This is a genomic window from Catalinimonas alkaloidigena (genome assembly GCF_900100765.1).
GTDB lineage: Bacteria > Bacteroidota > Bacteroidia > Cytophagales > Flexibacteraceae > Mooreia > Mooreia alkaloidigena.
This window is the reverse complement of the sequence record NZ_FNFO01000003.1, coordinates 419,081-439,119: the sequence shown is the minus strand read 5'-3', so window position 1 is coordinate 439,119 and position 20,039 is coordinate 419,081. Positions and strand designations below refer to the sequence as shown.

Genomic DNA, 20,039 nt, shown 5'->3' with positions numbered 1-20,039 from the left:
CCCACCTTGGTTTCTGAGGGTTACTGATAACGAATACTTTTTGATGCATGGCAAAACGATTCCGCTCGGACGTTTCCGAAGACGACAAAAAAGTCAAAGTTAACAAGCAGGGGTTGCAGCACCTGCGCCAGATCTTTGGTTTTATTCGCCCGTATCGCGGCTATTTTGCCGGGGGGCTGCTGTTCCTTTTGTTCTCCAGCCTGATGTCGATGGTCTTCCCGTTCATCACGGGCAAGCTGGTCGATTCGGTGGGCGAAAACACGGAGGGGCTCTTCGCCAACCGGAACCAGATTGCCCTCTTCATGATCGGCATTCTGGTGTTGCAGGGGCTTTTCTCCTATTCGCGCATCTGGTTGTTTGCCAAGATGGTAGAACAGGCGTTGCGTGACATCCGCCTGGCGTTGTATCAAAAAATGATGTCGCTGGGCATTCCTTTTTTTGAACAGAGCCGGGTGGGCGAACTCAACAGCCGCATCACCAACGACATCACCCAACTGCAAAGCACCTTTTCGACGACGCTGGCCGAATTGCTCCGTCAGATCGCCATCCTGATTGTTGGGATCGGCATCATCGCGTTTCGCTCGCCTCAGCTGACCCTCGTCATGCTCCTGTCTTTTCCGGTTCTGATTGTAGCGGCTATCTTTTTCGGGAAGTTCATCCGGAAACTGTCCAAGCAGGTGCAGGACGATCTGGCGCAGGCCAATACGGTCGTTGAAGAAACGCTTCAGGCCGTGCAGGTCGTCAAGTCGTTTACAAACGAACGTTACGAGGTGGGGCGCTACAGCACGGCGCTGGAGCGGGTGGTACGCAATGCCCTGAGCGCTGCGCGTTACCGGGGGCTGTTCTTCGCGTCGTTTATCATTTTCTCCCTGTTCGGGGGCATTGTGCTGGTCTTGTGGTATGGATTAGGGCTGGTGGCCGAAGGCACGATGACCATCGGCGATCTGGTTTCGTTTATCATCTACACCATGTTCATCGGGGGGGCGGTCGGTGGCATGGGCGACCTATACGGGCAGTTGCAGAAATCGATCGGGGCGTCGGAGCGCGTGCTCGACATCCTGAATACGCCCGGCGAACTGGATCTGACTCAGCCGGAAGTACCCGTGCCCGCTTTGCGTGGCCACGTCACGTACGAGCACGTACGTTTTGCGTACCCCACCCGCCCGGACGTTACGGTGCTGAAAGATCTTTCGCTGGAAGTGCTGCCGGGGCAGAAAATTGCCCTGGTCGGGCACAGCGGCGCAGGCAAATCGACCATTGTGCAGTTGCTCATGCGGTTCCATCAGGTGGAGGGAGGGCGGATTTGCATCGACGACCAGCCGGTGCACGACATGGACTTGACCGCGCTGCGCCATCACATTGGCATCGTGCCGCAGGAAGTGATGCTGTTCGGCGGCACCATTCGCGAAAACATTGCGTACGGCAAGCCGGGGGCTACAGAACAGGAAGTGATTGAGGCGGCTCGTAAAGCCAATGCCTGGAGCTTTATCAGCGCGTTCCCCGAAGGGTTGAGTACCGTGGTGGGCGAGCGGGGCGTCAAACTTTCGGGTGGGCAACGCCAGCGCATCGCCATCGCCCGCGCCATTCTGAAAAATCCTACCATTCTCGTCCTGGACGAAGCGACCTCTTCGCTCGATGCCGAATCGGAACGGGTGGTGCAGGAAGCCCTCGACGTGTTGATGGAAAACCGCACGACCATCATCATTGCACACCGTTTGGCGACCATCCGCAAGGTAGACCGCATTTATGTAATCGGCGACGGGCAGGTGGTCGAAGCGGGCACGCATGCCGAACTGGCGCACCTGGAAGAGGGCGTGTACCAGCACCTGCTGCGCCTCCAGTTCGAGCCGCAACAGGTTGGTTAAGGCAGGGGCCGTTCCTGCGGAGCGACTTTGCCGTTTGTGGCGTTGTTTTGAGCAGGCACGCTGTTCTCGAAGTAAAGCGAGCGCGACGGAAATGCAAACGAACAGCCGTGTTGCCGGACGATCGTCAGGATTTGCAGGTTTACCTCTTCGCGGACCTTGTTATACTCGTAATAGTCGAGCGTGTTTACAAAGAAGAGCACCAGCAGACTAAGCGAGCTGTCTTTAAATTCGAGAAACGACACGTGGCTGTCGTCGTTGAGCTTCGGATGCTGGCGCAAGGCCTCTTCGATGGCCTGAATCACCTCCCGCAGTTTTTCTTCGGGCGTGTTGTACATCAACCCGACTTCGAAACGTGCCCGGCGGAACGTCCGCAGCGCGAGGTTGTCCAGCGGCTGGTCGATCATCTGTTTGTTCGGCAGGGTTAGCACACTTTTTTCCAGCGTCCGGATCTGCGTGCTCCGAAAGCCAATGCGCTCCACCGTGCCGATGATGGAACCGACCTGCACCAGATCGCCGACCACAAACGGCCGGTCCAGAAAAATCGTAAAGGCGGCAAACAAGTTTTCCAGCGTCTCTTTACCGGCCAGCGCTACGGCCAGCCCGCCGATGCCCAGCCCGGCGATGATGGACGAAATGTCGAGGTGGAATATGGCCCCAAGCACGAAGAAGAAGGCAATGATGATCAGCACAAACTTGCCCATCTGCCGCAGGAAGGGCACCAGCTGTAGTCCCAGTCGCGACTGGCTCTCTTCGGCGCGCTCCTGATACAGGATGGCGAAATAGTCCACGACGCGCAGCAAGATCCACGTGGAAGCAAACACCAGCGTAATCTGATACGCACGCAACAGGCCCAGCCGCAGACCGGGCTCGTTGGGGGGCGTCAAGTCCCAGGCGTCCGGAAACTCCAGAATCGAGAGGGCCGCGAACACAATGAGTAACGTCAGCACCAAGCCTACAGGCTTGCGCAGCAGTTCTGCAAAGCGGGCGGCGGGGTGTTCGGTAACCACCGGTGGCACAGCGCTGTCCTGGGGTTGCGTTTCCGTCGCATCGCCGCCCGGAGAGGTGCCGCGCAGAAGACGGTAAAAAAGGTAACTGAGTGCCCGCACAATGAAGCGCCGCAGCAGAAACCACGCGGCAATGATGCCCAGGCTGTACAAAATGCTGCGCAGCGGGTTGTCCAGAATTTCGTGCGCCAGCAAAGAAGTCAAATCGGTCAACTCAAACATAGAACGTGTGGTGAGGTCGCAACGCCGACCGCAAGACGCCTGCGTTGCGGTCGGCAAGGGTTACTCAAAAGTCAGGTGGTTTACCCGTTAAAATGCGCCGCAAAGGTAGCTAAAAAGAAAAGGCAGCCCTCAACGGACTGCCTTGTTTTATGGGGACACAACGGCGTCTTAGCCGTTCATCGAAATCAGGAATTCGGCGTTGTCGCGCGTGCCTTTCATTTTGTCTTTGAGGAACTCCATCGCTTCGATCGAGGTCATGTCGGACATGTGCTTGCGCAGAATCCAGACGCGCGATAGCTCGTCTTTTTCCATGAGCAGGTCTTCGCGGCGGGTGCCGGAAGCAGGTACGTCGATGGCCGGGTACACACGCTTGTTGGCCAGCTTGCGGTCAAGCTGCAATTCCATGTTACCGGTACCTTTAAATTCTTCGAAAATCACTTCGTCCATCTTCGAGCCGGTCTCGATCAGCGCCGTGGCGATAATGGTCAGCGAACCGCCGTTTTCAACGTTGCGGGCCGCACCGAAGAAACGCTTGGGCTTGTGGAGGGCGTTGGCATCGACACCACCGGACAGGATTTTACCCGACGACGGCACCACCGTGTTGTAGGCACGGGCCAGGCGGGTGATGGAATCCAGCAGAATCACCACGTCGTGACCACACTCTACCAGACGTTTGGCTTTTTCCAGGACAATGCTGGCCACTTTTACGTGGCGCTCGGCCTGTTCGTCGAAGGTCGACGAAATCACTTCTGCCCGGACGTTGCGCGCCATGTCGGTTACCTCTTCCGGACGTTCGTCGATCAGCAACACCAACAGATACACTTCCGGGTGGTTTTCGGCAATGGCATTGGCAATTTCCTGCAACAGCACCGTTTTACCGGTTTTGGGCTGGGCGACGATCATGCCCCGCTGTCCCTTCCCAATGGGCGAGAACAAATCGAGCACACGGGTCGAAAGTTTGTTGCTGGCGGTGCTGAGTTGCAGCCGTTCGTTCGGGAACAGCGGCGTCAGGTACTCAAACGGAACGCGGTCGCGAATTTCTTCGGTGGTCTTTCCGTTCACGGTCTCGACGCGCAGCAGCGCAAAGTATTTTTCACCCTCTTTCGGCGGGCGAATCTGGCCGCGCACCGTGTCGCCCGTTTTGAGGCCGAACAGTTTAATTTGAGACGGCGACACGTAAATGTCGTCGGGAGAAGCTAAATAGTTGTAGTCGGGCGACCGTAAAAAGCCGTAACCGTCCTGCATCATCTCCAATACGCCCTCATTGTCGATCACGCCATCGAAATCGCGGATCTGTTTTTGAGACTTTTTCGTCGGGCGCTGGTTGTGAGTTTGAGGAGCGGGGGCGGCTGCGGAAGCACCGTTGCCATTGGGGTTGTTATTGGGGCGGTTTCCGTTGTTGTGCACCACGTTTTCGCGTTCGCGCTTGGGCTGTTCGCGTTCCCGGCTGGGTTTTGGGGGTGGCGGAGCAGACTCTTCCTCATCGGCATCGAATGAGGTCATGGTTTGTTCTATCTCTGACGTAAACGATTTGAGTAGGTCTATATCTTCGTCGTCGTTGTCATTATCGTTTGAGGACGACGTGTTTTTTGAGGGGTGAGAAGGTTCTGCGGCGACCTCTTTGACGTTTGCCCGCTTCACACGCACACGCTTGCGAGGCGCGCGGTTCTCTTCTCGGTCTTTCTCAGGCTCGGCGGCTGATGTTGAGGCGCTTTTCGCCACAGGCTCTTTGCTGTCTTCCGCTTCGGCACCCTTTTTAGGGGGCAATTCTTTTTCGGGGATAACTGCCTGCTGGTCAAGTATTTTGTAGACAAGGTCGTTTTTGGCGACTCGTTTGTAATTCTTGACGCCCAAATCCTCAGCAATCTCTTTTAGTTCGGAAAGAAGCTTTCCTCGCAGTTCTTCAATGTTATACATAAAATGGGACTCGTAGAAATTCGATGTTCACGCACAGTGAGGGTATAAAATGCGCAATGGCTGACTAGTTTGTGATCTAAGCCGGAAGGCGTAGGGGTAAGAAAAGCATCTAAAAAGGAACAAGCCTGCTATGATGTAGGCTCGGGTCGGAAACAATTCTGCAATAGTATCAATTCAGGCCTTACTTGTCAAGGTAATGGCATTGACCACTGCAAAAAAGTTTACGGAAAATTGTACGTCGTGATTTTAGTATTAGTTCCTCGCGTGTACAATTACGGCGGCTGCACTGAAAGGTTTCTTTACTTTTGCCGCCCCAACCCTTGGCGAAGGGTGGTCACTCATGTACATATACTTCTTACAATCATTTTATGTTACAAGTTCAGTTTATTCGCGAAAATCAAGAAAAGGTGTTGGCTGGTCTGCAAAAGCGGAATTTCCCGAATGCCGAAACCCGCGTGGCGCGCATTCTGGACCTGGACACTCAGCGACGTGAATTGCAGGGACAACTCGACCGTGTGCTGGCCGATGCCAACCAACGCGCCAAAGCCATTGGGCAGTTGATGAAAACCGGACAGCGCGATCAGGCCGAAATTGCCAAGCAGGAAGCCGCTCAGCTCCGTACCCGCTCTAAAGAACTGACAGATCAACTCGCCACGGCCGTTGCGACCCTCGACGAGTGGTTGGTGGAATTGCCTAACGTACCCCACGAGAGCGTTCCGGCAGGGACGTCGGCGGATGAGAACGAAGTCGTACGGGAGGTTGGTGAGCACCCACATTTGCCCACGGAAGCGCTGCCGCATTGGGACCTCATTCGCCAGTACAATATTATCGACTTTGAACTAGGGAATAAAATTTCCGGAGCAGGTTTTCCGGTTTATAAGGGAAAAGGGGCCCGATTGCAGCGGGCGCTGGTCAACTTTTTCCTGGACAAGGCCATGGAAGCCGGATACGTCGAGGTTCAGCCCCCGATCCTGGTCAATCGCGACTCGGGTTATGGCACGGGCCAGTTGCCCGACAAAGATGGACAGATGTACCACATCACCGCCGACGATCTGTTTGTCATCCCGACGGCCGAAGTGCCCATTACCAACCTGTACCGCGACGTGATTCTGGAAAAGGACGAGCTGCCGGTGCGCCACGTGGGGTATACGCCCTGTTTCCGGCGGGAGGCGGGCTCGTGGGGAGCGCACGTACGGGGCCTGAACCGACTACACCAGTTCGACAAGGTGGAGATTGTACAAGTGCGCCGGCCGGAAGAATCGTACCAGGCCCTGGAAGAAATGCTGGCGCACGTCGAGCATCTGTTGCAACAGTTGCAGCTTCCGTACCGGGTGTTACGGTTATGTGGGGGCGACATGGGCTTCACCTCCGCCCTGACCTACGACCTGGAAGTGTGGTCGGCCGCGCAGCAGCGCTGGCTGGAAGTGAGCTCGGTCAGTAATTTCGAAACCTTCCAGGCCAATCGCCTCAAGCTGCGCTACCGGCCCGAAGCCGGCAAGAAGCCGGAGATCCTCCATACGCTCAACGGGAGTGCGCTGGCCCTGCCACGGATTGTAGCGGCGTTGCTGGAAAATAACCAGACACCCGAGGGAGTGCGCCTGCCCGACGTGTTGCATCCGTATACCGGCTTCGCGTCGATCGAGTAGACGCTGGCCGTGGGCGTGTATACTTCCCCCGGCCTTTTGCGTACAGATGTTTCAGAAGCTTACGTTCACTTCCCCTCTATGAAAGACTACACCATTCGGAAAGCCACCCGCGAAGACGTTCCCGCGCTGTTTCGTCTGATCAAGGAACTGGCGTTGTTCGAGAAAGCTCCCCGCGAGGTAGAGAACTCGGAAGAGCAGTTGCGCAAAGACGGCTTCGGGTCTGATCCGCTGTTCGGCGCGTATGTCGCCGAAATCGACGGCAAGGTTGTTGGCGCCGCGTTCTATTACTGGCGCTATTCCACCTGGAAAGGCAAGCGCCTCTACCTGGAAGACCTGATTGTGGAGGAAGACCACCGGCGCAAAGGCATTGGCAACGCGCTGTTCAACCAGATGATCCGCGTGGCGCAGGAAAACGACTGCAACGGCATGTCGCTGCAAGTGCTGGAGTGGAACGAGCCCGCCATCAACTTCTACAAACGACAATTCATGACGCTCGATCCCGAATGGGTAAACGCCCACATGACGCGCCAGCAGGTGGAGTCGTGGCGATTCGACGAGGAAGCATAAGAAACCGGGGAGCGATGCAACACATCGCTCCTTTTGTGTGTTGGCTAGGCATGGACACGAACGAACCTCTTTTTCAGGAAGGACTGCGTCTGCTGCAACAGGAAAAGTACCGGGAAGCCTACCAGGCTTTTTCCAAGGTGTTAAAGGCGAAGCCTCAACACGCCGATGCCCTGCACCAGCGCGGGTTAGCCTCGTTTCGGGTGCAAAACTTCCCGCTGGCGCTGACCGACTTCGATCAGGCCGTGGCGCTGGCCCCGCACCAGGCTGTGTACTATGCCGACCGGGCCATCGTGCATTACCATCAGGCGAATGCGCAGGCGGCGCTGGCCGACCTCGACCAGGCGCAGGCGCTCGAACCGCAGAATCCCTACCGTTACAGCAGCCGGGCGTACGTGCGGGCTCACTACGGCGACGTCGAAGGGGCCATCGCCGATTATCAGTACGCCATTGAACTGGACCCTGACGACGCCATCGCGCACAACAACCTGGGGCTTCTGGAAGAGCAACGCGGCTACAAACAACGCGCCCAGCGCCATTTCGACCGGGCCGATACGTTGAGCGGCGACACGCCCCGCGCGGGCCAGAACGTCCCGACGCCGGCAACTGACGCGGCGGCTGCCACTCCGCAACCCCTTCCGCCCACTGCGCCGACCGAGGCCGCCCGGCCGGGCGTGGGCGACTACCTGCGGGTGATGCGCGAACTGACCACCACACGGCAAGGCTGGCGCGAAGTGGCCGACTTCATCCGCAAGTCGCTCTCGTCGTAAGCGAAATCCGGTTGCCTTTTTGTTCCGTAGGTTTGGCACGAGGCATCCGTATTTTGTTGTAATTTTGTCGGGTTCCGTTCTCTACTAACCTTACATCTTCTTATGCTTACGCAATCTTCTGCTCTCACGCGCGATGCCCGCATTTTTGATCTGATCGAGAAAGAAAAACACCGCCAGCAGTACGGCATCGAGCTGATCGCCTCCGAAAACTTTGTTTCGCCACAGGTGATGGAGGCAATGGGCACTGTGCTGACGAACAAATACGCAGAAGGCCTGCCCGGCAAGCGCTACTACGGCGGATGTGAAGTCGTCGACGAGATCGAGCAACTGGCCATTGACCGGGTGAAAGAACTGTTCGGCGCCACCTGGGCCAACGTACAGCCCCATTCGGGCGCGCAGGCCAACGCGGCGGTGATGCTGGCGGTGCTGAATCCCGGCGACAAAATTCTGGGCTTTGACCTGTCGCACGGTGGCCACCTGACGCACGGTTCGCCGGTCAACTTTTCGGGGAAACTGTACCAGCCGCTGTTCTACGGCGTAGAGGCCGAAACCGGCCGGATCGACTGGGACAAAGTGGAAGCTACGGCCGTGAAAGAGAAGCCGAAGCTGATCATTTGCGGGGCCTCGGCCTACTCGCGCGACTGGGATTACGAACGCCTGCGTGCCATGGCCGACCAGATTGGCGCCCTGCTGCTGGCCGACATTTCGCACCCTTCCGGCCTGATCGCCAAAGGGTTGCTGAACGATCCGCTGAAACATTGCCACATCGTGACGACCACAACGCACAAAACGCTGCGCGGCCCGCGGGGCGGGATGATCATGATGGGCGAAGATTTTGACAATCCGTTCGGCCTGAAAACCCCGAAAGGTGAACTGCGTTCCATGTCGTCGCTGCTCGATTCGGGAGTATTCCCCGGTACGCAGGGCGGTCCGCTGGAGCACGTCATCGCGGCCAAGGCGGTGGCCTTCCACGAAGCCTTGTCCGACGCCTACGGCGACTACGTGCGCCAGGTACAGCAGAATGCCGCGGCCATGGCGAAAGCCTTTGTGGCCCGTGACTACACCATCATTTCGGGCGGAACCGACAACCACATGATGCTGATCGACCTGCGCTCCAAAGGACTGACCGGCAAGCTGGCCGAAAATACATTGATCAAAGCCGACATCACCATCAACAAAAACATGGTGCCGTTCGACGACAAGTCGCCGTTCGTCACGTCGGGGATGCGGGTCGGCACGGCAGCGGCGACTACCCGCGGCCTGAAAGAGAGCGACATGGCGCGCATTGTGGAGTACATCGATACGGTGCTGATGCACCACGACGACGACGCCAAGCTGAGTGCCGTCAAAGAAGAAATTAATCAGTGGATGGGTGACTACCCCCTGTTTCAGGCGTAATGCACGTTCCAAACGTGCGCGCAACAGGTATCCTACTTTTATGACTAGAGCTAATGAGGAACGAGGATTCGTTGGATAGCAAAGAGATGTCGTTCATCGACCACCTGGAAGAACTCCGGTGGCACTTGATTCGGGCCGGGTTGGCCATCGGGGTGTTTTCCATCCTGGCGTTCGTTTCGAAGAAACTGATCTTTCACGACCTGATCCTGGGGCCTTCGCGTACCGATTTCTGGACGTACCGCATGTTTTGCAAACTGGGCAACCTGATGGGGTCCGAGGCGCTTTGCATGGACAAACTGCCGTTTGTGATCCAGAGCCGGACCATGACGGGTCAGTTTTCGATGCACCTGACCACCTCGTTTGTCGTTGGGCTGATTTGCGCTTTTCCGTATGCCTTCTGGGAATTGTGGCGATTCATACGACCCGGCCTGTACGACCACGAGAAAGGAATGACGACCGGTGCCGTGTTCTGGGTGACGTTGCTGTTCATGACGGGTATTGCCTTCGGGTATTTCATTGTCACGCCCATTTCGGTCAACTTCCTGTCCAACTACCAGGTCGACGAAAGCATCCTGAACGAGTTCGACATTCTGTCGTACGTCTCGACGGTGACCATGATCGTACTGGCCTGCGGCCTGATGTTCCAGTTGCCCGTCGTCATTTATGTGCTGTCGAAGGTGGGCGTGGTTACGCCCATCACGTTGCGCTACTTCCGTCGCCACGCGCTGGTGGTGATCCTGGTCGTCTCGGCCGTCATCACACCACCGGATGTCATCAGCCAGATCATGGTATCGTTGCCTCTGCTGTTGCTTTACGAAGTGGGCATCCGCATCTCGGCCGTAGTGGTGCGCAAGCGAGTAGAAAAACAGATCAGCGCCCTGCAAGTGCGGGACGATGCTGAAGTACCTGAAAAAACTGAAATATAAACGCCATGTTTACCAAAATAGCCATCGGTGCTGACCACGCCGGTTTTGCCCTGAAAGAAAAAGTAGTGGCCTTGCTGAACGAACGCCATCTGGAAGTTGTCGACAAAGGCACCTACAGCGAAGATTCGGTCGACTATCCCGACTTTGCCCACCCCGTCGCCAGTGCGGTCGAGGATGGTGCGGTCGAGTTAGGGGTGCTGATCTGCGGTACGGGCAACGGAGTGGCCATTGCGGCCAACAAACACCAGGGCATTCGGGCAGCGCTGTGCTGGACCTCCGAGATTGCCGCCCTGACGCGTCAACACAACGACGCTAACGTTCTGTGCATTCCGGCCCGATTCGTCAGCGAAGCCACGGCGCTGGAAATGGTGCAGACCTTTCTGGATACTGCTTTCGAAGGCGGGCGGCACGCACGCCGGATCGGCAAGATCGCCTGCGTGTAAACCACGATACGTCGCTTAAAAAGAAAAGCCCCGTCTGTGCAACAGGCGGGGCTTCTTTGTAGGAAGATAAGATGATTACATCGTGGTGTCGGTGGTCATGGTGTCCATCGGCATTTCCTCCATGCTCTGTCCTTCTGCAGGAGCATTCATCATGGGTTCCTGGACGGTTGCCGTGTCGGCATCGCCCGAAGTTGAAGTGCCTTCTGAACAAGCAGCGAACGCAAGCGCGCCGCCAACAAATAAGAGAGCAACCAATTTTTTCATCTTGAAACGAAAGTTAAGTAAGACACAAAAGTAGCTACGAGTCTGACTTATTCAAGGTTCGTCATTTATTTTTTTCTGAAGAAGATGTTGATAGGAACACCTGTGAAATCAAAATTTTGCCGAATTTTATTCTCCAAAAAGCGTTGATAAGGTTCTTTTACGTATTGCGGCAAATTGCAGAAGAATGCGAACGACGGCGTTTTGGTCGGTAGCTGGGTCATGTACTTGATGCGGATGTATTTCCCCTTGCTGGTCGGCGGCGGTGTTTTCTCGATTTCAGGCAGAATTTTTTCGTTCAGCTCCGACGTCGGAATGCGCTTGCTCATGTTTTCGTACACCTCAATGGCCTTTTCCATCGCCTGGAAAATGCGTTGCTTCGTCAGGGCCGACACAAACAGCACCGGAATGTAGTCCATCGGTTCGAGGCGCGCCTGAATGGCCCGTTCAAAATCGCGGGCGGTGTTGGTGTCCTTCTCCACCAGGTCCCACTTGTTCACCAGAATCACCAGCCCCTTTCTGTTTTTGGCGGCCAGAAAAATGATGTTGACGTCTTGCGCCTCGATGCCGCGCGTGGCGTCCAGCACAATCACGCACACGTCGGAGTCTTCCAGCGCCCGCAGCGAGCGCATCACCGAATAAAACTCGATGTTTTCCTTCACGCGCGATTTGCGACGTAGCCCTGCCGTATCGGTCAGGATAAAATCTTTGCCGTAGGCCTTGTACCGCGCGTCCACAGCGTCGCGGGTGGTGCCGGCAATGTCGGTCACGATGTTCCGCTCCTGGCCCAGCAGTACATTCACCAGCGAGGATTTGCCCACGTTGGGGCGGCCCAGAATCGCGATGCGCGGAACGCCCTCGTCAGGATCTTCTTCGCCGGGCGACTGGAAGTAGCTCACCACCTGGTCGAGCAAATCGCCGGTGCCTGCGCCGTTCTGGGCGGAAATCGGATACGGGTCGCCCATGCCCAGGGCGTAAAATTCGCCCATCATGTGATGGCGGTCCGTGGTGTCGGCTTTGTTCGCCACCAGCAGCACCGGCTTGTCGGTCTGGCGCAACACCTGCGCAAACTCCTCGTCCAGGCCCGTCATGCCGGCGTCGACGTCGACCACAAACAGCACGACCGTCGCCTCGTCGAGGGCGATCTGCACCTGCTCGCGGATGGCGCCTTCGAACACGTCTTCGGACCCGACGACGTAGCCGCCCGTATCGACGACGGTAAAGTACTTGCCGATCCACTCGGAGTGGCCGTAATGGCGGTCGCGCGTGACGCCGCTTTCGTTATCCATGATGGCCTGACGGTGTCCCACCAGGCGATTGAACAGGGTTGATTTGCCGACGTTGGGGCGGCCGACGATTGCAACTAAATTGGCCATGATTGGCGGATATAAACGTGTTAAGGTTGAAGAGGTACACGCGGCGCGCCCGAAAAGTTCACCACGCATGGTGTCGGGCACCGGTGCCTCGCACGATGTGTAACTAGTAGCCGAGTTGGTCGAGCTGACGCCGGTTGGTGCGCCAGTGCGGCTCCACTTTGACGAACTGCTCCAGGAATACTTTCTTCTGGAAAAACGCTTCCATGTCTTTGCGGGCCTGCATGCCCACTTTTTTGAGCGCTTCGCCGTTTTTCCCGATCAGGATGCCCTTCTGGCTCTGCCGTTCGACCAGGATCTCCGCCCGGATGCGGATCAGGTCGTCGGCCTCCTTAAAGCTCTCGATCACCACCTCGCAGCTGTAAGGAATCTCCTGCTTGTAGTTGAGCAGAATCTTTTCGCGGATAATTTCCGACGCAAAAAAACGCTCCGACTTGTCGGTGAGCTGGTCTTTCGGGAAATAGGGTGGATGGTGCGGAATGTGCTCGAGAATGAAGTTGAGCACCCGCTCCAGGTTGTAGCCGTGCAGCGCCGAAACCGGAATGATTTCCGTCGCCTTGACGCGCTCCTGCCAGTACGCGATCTTCTCCTTCACCGTCTCCTGGTCGGCCTGGTCCACCTTGTTGATGAGCAGCATCACCGGCACTTCGGCCTGGTTCACTTTGGCGACGACCTCCTCTTCGCTGAACTTCTCGTAGATGTCGGTCATGAACAGAATTACGTCCGCATCTTCGAGCGAGGTGTTGACGAAGCTCATCATCGACTTGTGCAGTTCGTACTTCGGCTCGATGATGCCCGGCGTATCCGAATAGACAATCTGAAAATCGTCGCCGTTGATGATGCCGAAAATGCGGTGGCGGGTCGTTTGCGCCTTCGACGTGATGATCGACAGGCGTTCGCCGATCAGGGCGTTCATCAGGGTGGATTTCCCGACGTTCGGTTTCCCGATGATGGTGACGAATCCGGCTTTGTGCTGCTCCATGTAACCTAGAAATTTTTCTTCCGTTTACTAGAAAGAAGCACAAAGGTATTGCATTTTTAAAAACCTTCCTTACCTTTGTGCCCCACATCGCGGGGTAGAGCAGTTGGTAGCTCGTCGGGCTCATAACCCGGAGGCCGCAGGTTCGAGTCCTGCCCCCGCTACTAAAAACCCTTCATACAGCCAGTATGAAGGGTTTTTTCGTTTTATACGCCTTTCTTATACTTTTTTTGGTTTATGCCTAGGATCAAGTCATTCTATGGGAGCTAACTAATTATTTGGATAACTTGAATCTTAGCATTTGCTTATGATCGTCTTCTTAAGCAAAGTTATGTCGTATGCAAATGATGCATACGAAGTGGTTTCGAAAAACTGGTATACTTCGTATTCATGAAAGTAAATATGGCTGACTCAATATGAGCAAAGAGCGTCTATTCAGAGCGATTCGCAAAGAACAAGTTACCCTCTGGGCTGGTGCTGGACTTTCAATGTACGCAGGATACCCTTCGGGCAAAGGGCTGGCTCATCGTATATATCATGAACTGTCAGAGGAAGAGAAACAATATATAGATCCAAATTCACTTCTACCTGACCTGACAGAGCAATTTGTCAGAAACAGAAACGGCAAAAGGCATGAGCTGAACACAATTCTTAAAAATATCTACCAGAAAGCTCCTGATTCAATAGAATATCATGAAAAGATCGCCAGTATACCGCACTTCAAGGAAATCATCACCACTAATTATGACCCTCTGTTTGAAAAGGGATATGATGATCAATGCCATCTGATTTTAAGGGATGGAGACCTTCCGTATGCTAAGTCGGCGAAAGTACCTATTTACAAGATACATGGGGATTTGTCAGACCTCGCTACAATACTGATCACTAGGAAAGACTACAATCGATTCTTTTCAGATCGAGACAATAGCGTCTACTGGAGCTATATCAAGAGTGTGATGGCTACCAAGACATTGCTTTTTATAGGCTATACTTTGGAAGATCCTAATGTAGAAACTCTCTTCGATGATATCTGTGCGGCACTTGGGCCAAATCAGAGAGAATCATTTTTCGTGGCTCCAAGTATGTCACAAGCGAAGATCATTGACTTAGCTAAAAAGAACATTACATACATTGATTCGACTGGAGAAAAAATAATTGACGAGCTGTTAGAAAATGTTAATCGAAATATAGCTGATGACCTGCGAGATGGGTTAGTATCCTCTGACACCTTCATGAAGTTTTGTGCAACGCGAGGAGTTTATACAGAGATAGGCGCGGAAGAGAACGGGTTTTCTTTGAAATCACTGACAGGAAGGAGTAACCAAGTTGAAGGTAATCTGATTTTTACCTTGAAAGATGGTGATAATGAATTTCAGGAAAAGTTTGAAGAGTTTATTTCCGGAAAGGTATTTGGCGACTTCGAAGTGCCAGAAGACAAGATTTTGCATGCAATCTTATCGATCGCAGGTATTAAAATCAAGGATCGTGAATCAGGATTAGGCAAGCTGCAATTTCAAGCTATACCGAAGAAACTATTGAAGTTTGACATCAACTTCGGGATAGAATTCGCATTGTCTGATCTAGTAGGAAGGCTGTATGGGTCAAAGCATCTAATCGAATTGAAGCTTGAATACAAAGAGGCAGTTTTCAAAATTCAATTAAAAGAGAGCGAAGAGTTTAGCAAAATTCATTTTTTATTTCGCCACAGTGAGATCTTCACGAAAACGAAAGACGAGATAGAAATATATAGTCTTCTTAAACACTTAGCTTCAGGAAATACCTTTACTCTTCACTTCGAAGATGGAAGTACTTATAGAGAAGCAATGCAGAAAATGCAGCATATGGTAGAATATGCTGACCATTATTTGGCATACTTCAAAAAGTTAAAGGAGATCGAAGATCATTATGAAGTTCAGTTTCGCAATATGCATTCAGAAGCTGTGAGTAATGAGCAGAATCTGGATATACTCAATAATGTCTTAGCATCAATTCGTAAAGAGCCCATTCTTTACAGGTGGGATGGGCCCTTAACTTCAACGATAGACTTTGAAGAAGATGGAGTACAACGACTCTCAGATGTAAATAGCGGGGGGAGTTCAATTTCTGCAACATTTGGCCCTTGGGAAGTGTATCTACATAAAAAAAGGCTCATGTTGGGAACTAGAATGGTTGAATTTCTTGACCCATTTATAGCAAACCTGGAAGCGATTCTCAATAGAAAAACTACCAAAATGGAGCTTTATAGTAGATCGAAACAAATCAAAATATTCTATTTGGAGGGGCCGATAAATGAGCTTGAGTGAGACAAGTCTCGCACAGGTTAGCAGCAGCGTACCTACAAAGCCCTATTTGGCGCGGTGGTAAGCTTGCGATTACCTAGACGTACCACTTTTACCAATAGGTCGGCAGCGTAAAAGTGGTACGTCTGAAAAGGTACCTTTGACACTGACCTGCCCACGCGGTGTCACCCTGAAAGGAGGCTTCTTCCCTGTGATAGCAGAGGCATTCGGTAGGGGAACTGCGTCCTCCTGTATTGGAACGGGAAGGTGAATTCCGTTTTCAAATTCACCCCAAAAGCGGGCAATCCTGGCTACTTTTGTGCTCCGCCTGAACGGGCCGAACGTTGACAACCTGAACCCAAATCCCCTCCTTATGTCGCAAGCATCGCAACCAGCCGCTACGATCAAAGCCTACGTCGAAGCGAACAAAGACCGCTTTCTGTCCGAACTGATGGACCTGTTGCGGATTCCGTCGGTGTCGGCCGACAGCAAGTTTAAGCCGGAAGTACAACGGGCCGCCGAATTCATCAAACAGCAGCTGGAAGCCGCCGGGGCCGAGAACGTGGCACTGTGCCCGACCCAGGGGCACCCGATTGTGTTTGGGGAGAAGATCGTCGACCCGGCGCTGCCGACCGTGCTGGTGTACGGGCACTACGACGTGCAACCCGCCGACCCATACGAGTTGTGGAAGTCGCCGCCGTTCGAGCCGGAAATCCGTGACGGACGCATCTACGCTCGCGGCGCCTGCGACGATAAGGGGCAGGCCTACATGCACGTGAAAGCCCTTGAGCTGATGATGCGTGCCGACATGCTGCCGTGTAACGTCAAGTTTATGATCGAAGGGGAAGAGGAAGTCGGCTCTGAGCACCTCGGCGACTTTTTGCGCGACAACCGCGAGCGGCTGGCCGCCGACGTTATTCTGATTTCGGATACGGGCATTTTGTCGAACGAGCACCCGTCGATCACGACCGGATTGCGCGGCATGAGCTACGTGCTGGTCGACGTGGTCGGCCCCAACCGCGATCTGCACTCCGGCATGTACGGGGGGGCGGTGGCCAACCCCATCAACGTGCTGTGCGACATGATTGCTTCGCTTGTGGACGACGACGGGCGCATCACCATTCCTGGTTTCTACGACGACGTGGCGGAGGTGAGCGACGAAGAGCGGAAGGCCATGAATGCCGCGCCCTTCAGCGAAGAGGCGTTTAAAAAAGAATTGGACGTGGCCGACGTCAAAGGCGAGAAAGGCTACACCACGCTGGAGCGAAAGTCGATTCGTCCGACGCTGGACGTCAATGGCATCTGGGGCGGCTACACCGGCGAGGGGGCCAAAACCGTGCTGCCCTCCGAAGCGCACGCCAAAATTTCGATGCGGCTGGTGCCCAACCAGTCTTCGCAAAAAATCACCGAACTCTTCACCCGGCATTTCGAGTCGATTGCCCCGAAAAGCGTCAAGGTGAAAGTAACGCCCCACCACGGCGGCGAACCGGCCGTGACGCCCACCGATTCGGTGGCCTACCAGGCGGCCAGCAAGGCGTTTGAAGAGGCCTGGGGCAAAACCCCGATTCCGTTGCGCGAAGGCGGCAGCATTCCGATTGTGGCGCTGTTCGAAAAAGAACTGGGCCTGAAAAGTGTGTTGCTGGGCTTCGGACTGGATTCAGACGCCATCCACTCGCCGAACGAGAACTTCCACGTGTTCAATTACCTGAAAGGCATCGAGACGATTGCGCTCTTCTACCAGCACTTCGCGGCGATGAACCCAGAGCGGTAGCCTCAGGCCGATTACCGCAGCGGTGTGCCCACCACGACGATCGGCTTGCCTGCCGGATTGGTCGTGGCGATGAGCGAGCGCGTATCGCTTTCGCCCAGCTTCAGCTTCTTCCGGATGTGTTCCGGCGAAAGCGGGAAGTTGCGGGTCAGCACGTGCGCACGGCCCTCGGGGAAATGGGCGTGCAGGGCTTTTTTGTTCAGCGTGGTGACGGCCCCGACTTCCCACCGGCGTCCCGGAAAATCAGGGACGAGTGTCTGCGAGGTATAGAGATGGCTGTTGGGATGGAGCTTGGCGAGGCCGTAGCGCTGCCCTACCGTTCGAAAAGCTCCGGCTTTCAGCAAGGCCGCGTGCGGTTCGTAGAGGTAGCGTTGCGGAGCGGCCAGCGTCACTTCGGTGGCTGCCTCTTCGGCAAAGGTGAACGTAAACGTTTCTTCGGTGGCCTCTCCGGTCAGGTGTACGGCGTGGATGCGGGGTTCGGTGGCCTGCCGTTCGGCCAGCAGCAACACTTCCTTGCATTCGTTCGCTACGGCCACGACCCACGCCTGGGTGACCGTACGGAGTTGCAGCAGCGCGCGTGGCAGGTCGAGCAGCGGCGAGGCTTTGATCAGCACGCGGGGGGCGCGTTCCAGCAGAGCGGGTAGCCAGCTCACTACGTCGGGGCGGGCGTCTTCCAGACTCACCACACGGCTGTGTAGGCGGTCGGGGCGGCGGTCCGGGTCGAGGTAAATGCAGTCGGGCGCAGCGTCCAGGGTGGGTAGAAACGTTTCGGCAGGGCCGGAATGCCAGGCGATGTTGCACTGACCGAACACCGCGCCATTGTGGGCGGCCAGCGCACTTAACTCCCCGTCGGCTTCGACCGACACAACCCGCGCAAACGAACGGGCAAAGAACGAGCTGTCCACACCAAAGCCGCCGGTCAGGTCCACCAGCAGATCGCCCGATACCCGCGAGGCCTTAAACGCCGCGGTCCGTTCGGACGAAGCTTGTTCGACCGAGCGGCCCACCGGAAACAGGATGCCGGGTGTAGCGTACCAAGTCGGGAGCTTGTGCCGGGCCTTCTGGCGGGCTTGTAACTGTTGCACCACCAGCCGCATGGGCCAGTCCGGGTGCGGCGGTGCCTGGAGGAGCAGGCGGGCCGGATCGTCGGTGGCGTGGGCCTGCAAAAACGCCTGCACGTCTGCCGACAACAACCTGGCTTTTTCTTGCTCCGTCATCTTGCAAAAATCACGATTTCTTCAGAATTCCTTCAAAATGTGGGCGTACCTTTAAAATGGATTAAGCTGACCATACTGCGCTGCTACGTGTGCTGGGCAAAAGCAGAGCGTATCACGAAGCAAAACCCGAAAACTTTGTGGGTGCTTTGTGTAAAGATGACACTACTCTTTCGTTACTTTGTCGTAGGCGGGCGGGAGTTCTTCCTGAGCGCTTCCAAACAATCGTACAGCCGGATGGTTCTTACCACATGTAACAACACACCATGAATAAGACGAGCAAGCGTATCCTCTACGGAGTGATCGCTGTAGTGATCATTTTTTTGCTGGCGCTGCCCAAGCTGAATTTGTTTAGCGATCCGGAAGAAACTGCCACACCAGCCACCGCACCCGGCAGTGGGGCCGTGGCGGTAGAGGGCATGGTCGCGAAGCTGACGACCCTGAACAACCGCATTGTAGCGACCGGAACGGTACTGGCGAACGAGGAGATCGAAGTCCGCAGCGAAATTTCGGGCAAGGTCACCGAGATTCTGTTCCAGGAGGGCGATCGGGTGCAGAAAGGACAAACGCTGCTCCGCATCAACGACGACGAACTGCGCGCGCAGTTGCAGCGGCTGGACTACCTCCGGCAACTGGCCGAAGACAACGAGTCGCGTTATAAAAAGCTGCTGGACCGCGAGGCCATCAGCCAGGAAGAATACGACATTGCGGCCACGGAAATGAAAACCTCGCAGGCCGAAGTCGAAAACCTGAAAGCACAAGTGAGCAAGGCCATCATCCGTGCGCCTTTCGAAGGGGTGATCGGGCTGCGGCAGATCAGCCTGGGAAGCTACATTGCGCCCACCACGCCCATCACCACGTTGGTCGACAACGACCCCATCAAAGTCGAGTTTTCCATTCCGGCGCGTTACAGCAAGTCGGTAAAAGTGGGCAACGCCATCGATTATCAGGTGGAAGGCTCACCCAACACGTTCCGGGGCGTGATCTATGCCATTGACCCGAGCATCGATCCGGTGACGCGCACCTTGCGGGTACGGGCCCGCACGCCGAATCCCGAAGGAGAGCTGCTGCCCGGTGCTTTCGCCACCATCGAACTGGTGCTGGAAGAGATCGGCGAAACCATCATGCTGCCGACCGAAGCGGTGGTTCCCAACCGTAGTGGGCACATCGTGTACGTGAGTCGGGCCGGAAAAGCGCAACCGCAGGACGTAGAAGTTGGCTTGCGCACCCCCAGCGACATTCAGATTACGCAGGGCATTTCGGCCGGCGATACGATCGTGGTCACGGGGGTACTGCAGGTGCGCGCGGGAGCGCCGTTGCAATTCATGAACGTGACTTCTTCAGACCAGGAGCGCCCCACTTCCGTGGTGGATAGCCTGGAAATCAGGCAGGGCGCCTGAGTGCACCGAT

At 55.3% G+C, this 20,039-nt stretch carries 16 protein-coding genes and 1 tRNA gene; 11 read left to right on the top strand and 6 right to left on the bottom strand.

Annotated elements, in window-relative coordinates; all coding sequences use genetic code 11:
- Window positions 1-47: 47 nt before the first annotated feature.
- A complete protein-coding gene (locus BLR44_RS09005; protein ID WP_089681369.1) occupies window positions 48-1,865 on the top strand; it encodes an ABC transporter ATP-binding protein in 1,818 nt (605 codons plus the stop codon).
- Here the strand turns inward: BLR44_RS09005 and BLR44_RS09000 are convergent.
- Both BLR44_RS09000 and rho read right to left on the bottom strand, forming a co-directional pair.
- Entirely contained in the window at window positions 1,862-3,091 is a 1,230-nt protein-coding gene (locus tag BLR44_RS09000; RefSeq protein WP_089681368.1) for a mechanosensitive ion channel family protein, read from the bottom strand. The genes BLR44_RS09005 and BLR44_RS09000 overlap by 4 nt on opposite strands.
- A 168-nt stretch (window positions 3,092-3,259) precedes the next feature.
- On the bottom strand, window positions 3,260-5,008 hold the full coding sequence (gene rho, locus BLR44_RS08995) for a transcription termination factor Rho (protein ID WP_089681367.1): 1,749 nt from the start codon (window positions 5,006-5,008) through the stop codon (window positions 3,260-3,262).
- 368 nt (window positions 5,009-5,376) lie between these two features.
- Here rho and serS point away from each other — a divergent pair, with 368 nt between their 5' ends.
- The 6 genes from serS to rpiB all read left to right on the top strand — a co-directional run bounded on the left by serS (window position 5,377) and on the right by rpiB (window position 10,755).
- Window positions 5,377-6,654: a serine--tRNA ligase gene (serS, locus tag BLR44_RS08990; RefSeq protein ID WP_089681366.1), complete on the top strand. Its 1,278-nt coding sequence runs from the start codon at window positions 5,377-5,379 to the stop codon at window positions 6,652-6,654.
- Between the two features lie 78 nt (window positions 6,655-6,732).
- Window positions 6,733-7,221, top strand: a complete 489-nt coding sequence (locus tag BLR44_RS08985; RefSeq protein WP_089681365.1) for a GNAT family N-acetyltransferase — start codon at window positions 6,733-6,735, stop codon at window positions 7,219-7,221.
- Window positions 7,222-7,235: 14 nt separating this feature from the next.
- The gene (locus BLR44_RS08980; RefSeq protein ID WP_176955960.1) at window positions 7,236-7,988 is read left to right on the top strand and encodes a tetratricopeptide repeat protein; all 753 of its coding nucleotides are present in this window, start codon (window positions 7,236-7,238) and stop codon (window positions 7,986-7,988) included.
- A 102-nt stretch (window positions 7,989-8,090) separates the two neighbouring features.
- Window positions 8,091-9,386, top strand: coding sequence for a serine hydroxymethyltransferase (glyA, locus tag BLR44_RS08975; RefSeq protein WP_089681363.1), 1,296 nt, complete (start codon window positions 8,091-8,093; stop codon window positions 9,384-9,386).
- 53 nt (window positions 9,387-9,439) lie between these two features.
- Entirely contained in the window at window positions 9,440-10,312 is an 873-nt protein-coding gene (tatC, locus tag BLR44_RS08970) for a twin-arginine translocase subunit TatC (RefSeq protein WP_245706013.1), read from the top strand.
- A 5-nt stretch (window positions 10,313-10,317) separates the two neighbouring features.
- Window positions 10,318-10,755 carry a ribose 5-phosphate isomerase B gene (gene rpiB, locus BLR44_RS08965; protein WP_089681362.1) on the top strand — a complete coding sequence of 146 codons (438 nt, stop codon included), beginning with the start codon at window positions 10,318-10,320 and terminating at the stop codon, window positions 10,753-10,755.
- A gap of 75 nt (window positions 10,756-10,830) precedes the next feature.
- Here rpiB and BLR44_RS08960 read toward each other — a convergent pair whose 3' ends face one another.
- The 3 genes from BLR44_RS08960 to era form a co-directional block, all read right to left on the bottom strand.
- Entirely contained in the window at window positions 10,831-11,019 is a 189-nt protein-coding gene (locus BLR44_RS08960) for a hypothetical protein (RefSeq protein ID WP_143017200.1), read from the bottom strand.
- 65 nt (window positions 11,020-11,084) lie between these two features.
- Entirely contained in the window at window positions 11,085-12,392 is a 1,308-nt protein-coding gene (der, locus tag BLR44_RS08955) for a ribosome biogenesis GTPase Der (RefSeq protein ID WP_089681360.1), read from the bottom strand.
- 103 nt (window positions 12,393-12,495) lie between these two features.
- On the bottom strand, window positions 12,496-13,371 hold the full coding sequence (gene era, locus BLR44_RS08950) for a GTPase Era (RefSeq protein WP_089681359.1): 876 nt from the start codon (window positions 13,369-13,371) through the stop codon (window positions 12,496-12,498).
- A gap of 88 nt (window positions 13,372-13,459) precedes the next feature.
- Between era and BLR44_RS08945 the strand changes: the two genes are divergently transcribed.
- From BLR44_RS08945 to BLR44_RS08935, 3 genes are all read left to right on the top strand, one after another.
- A tRNA-Met gene (locus BLR44_RS08945) sits at window positions 13,460-13,532 on the top strand.
- A gap of 252 nt (window positions 13,533-13,784) precedes the next feature.
- Window positions 13,785-15,671 (top strand): SIR2 family protein, encoded by a 1,887-nt coding sequence (locus BLR44_RS08940; RefSeq protein ID WP_089681358.1) that lies wholly within the window; start codon window positions 13,785-13,787, stop codon window positions 15,669-15,671.
- 349 nt (window positions 15,672-16,020) lie between these two features.
- The gene (locus BLR44_RS08935) at window positions 16,021-17,418 is read left to right on the top strand and encodes a dipeptidase (RefSeq protein WP_176955959.1); all 1,398 of its coding nucleotides are present in this window, start codon (window positions 16,021-16,023) and stop codon (window positions 17,416-17,418) included.
- Window positions 17,419-17,429: 11 nt separating this feature from the next.
- Here BLR44_RS08935 and BLR44_RS08930 read toward each other — a convergent pair whose 3' ends face one another.
- The gene (locus tag BLR44_RS08930) at window positions 17,430-18,632 is read right to left on the bottom strand and encodes a class I SAM-dependent methyltransferase (RefSeq protein WP_089681357.1); all 1,203 of its coding nucleotides are present in this window, start codon (window positions 18,630-18,632) and stop codon (window positions 17,430-17,432) included.
- Between the two features lie 263 nt (window positions 18,633-18,895).
- Between BLR44_RS08930 and BLR44_RS08925 the strand changes: the two genes are divergently transcribed.
- A complete protein-coding gene (locus BLR44_RS08925) occupies window positions 18,896-20,029 on the top strand; it encodes an efflux RND transporter periplasmic adaptor subunit (RefSeq protein WP_089681356.1) in 1,134 nt (377 codons plus the stop codon).
- Window positions 20,030-20,039: the final 10 nt, after the last annotated feature.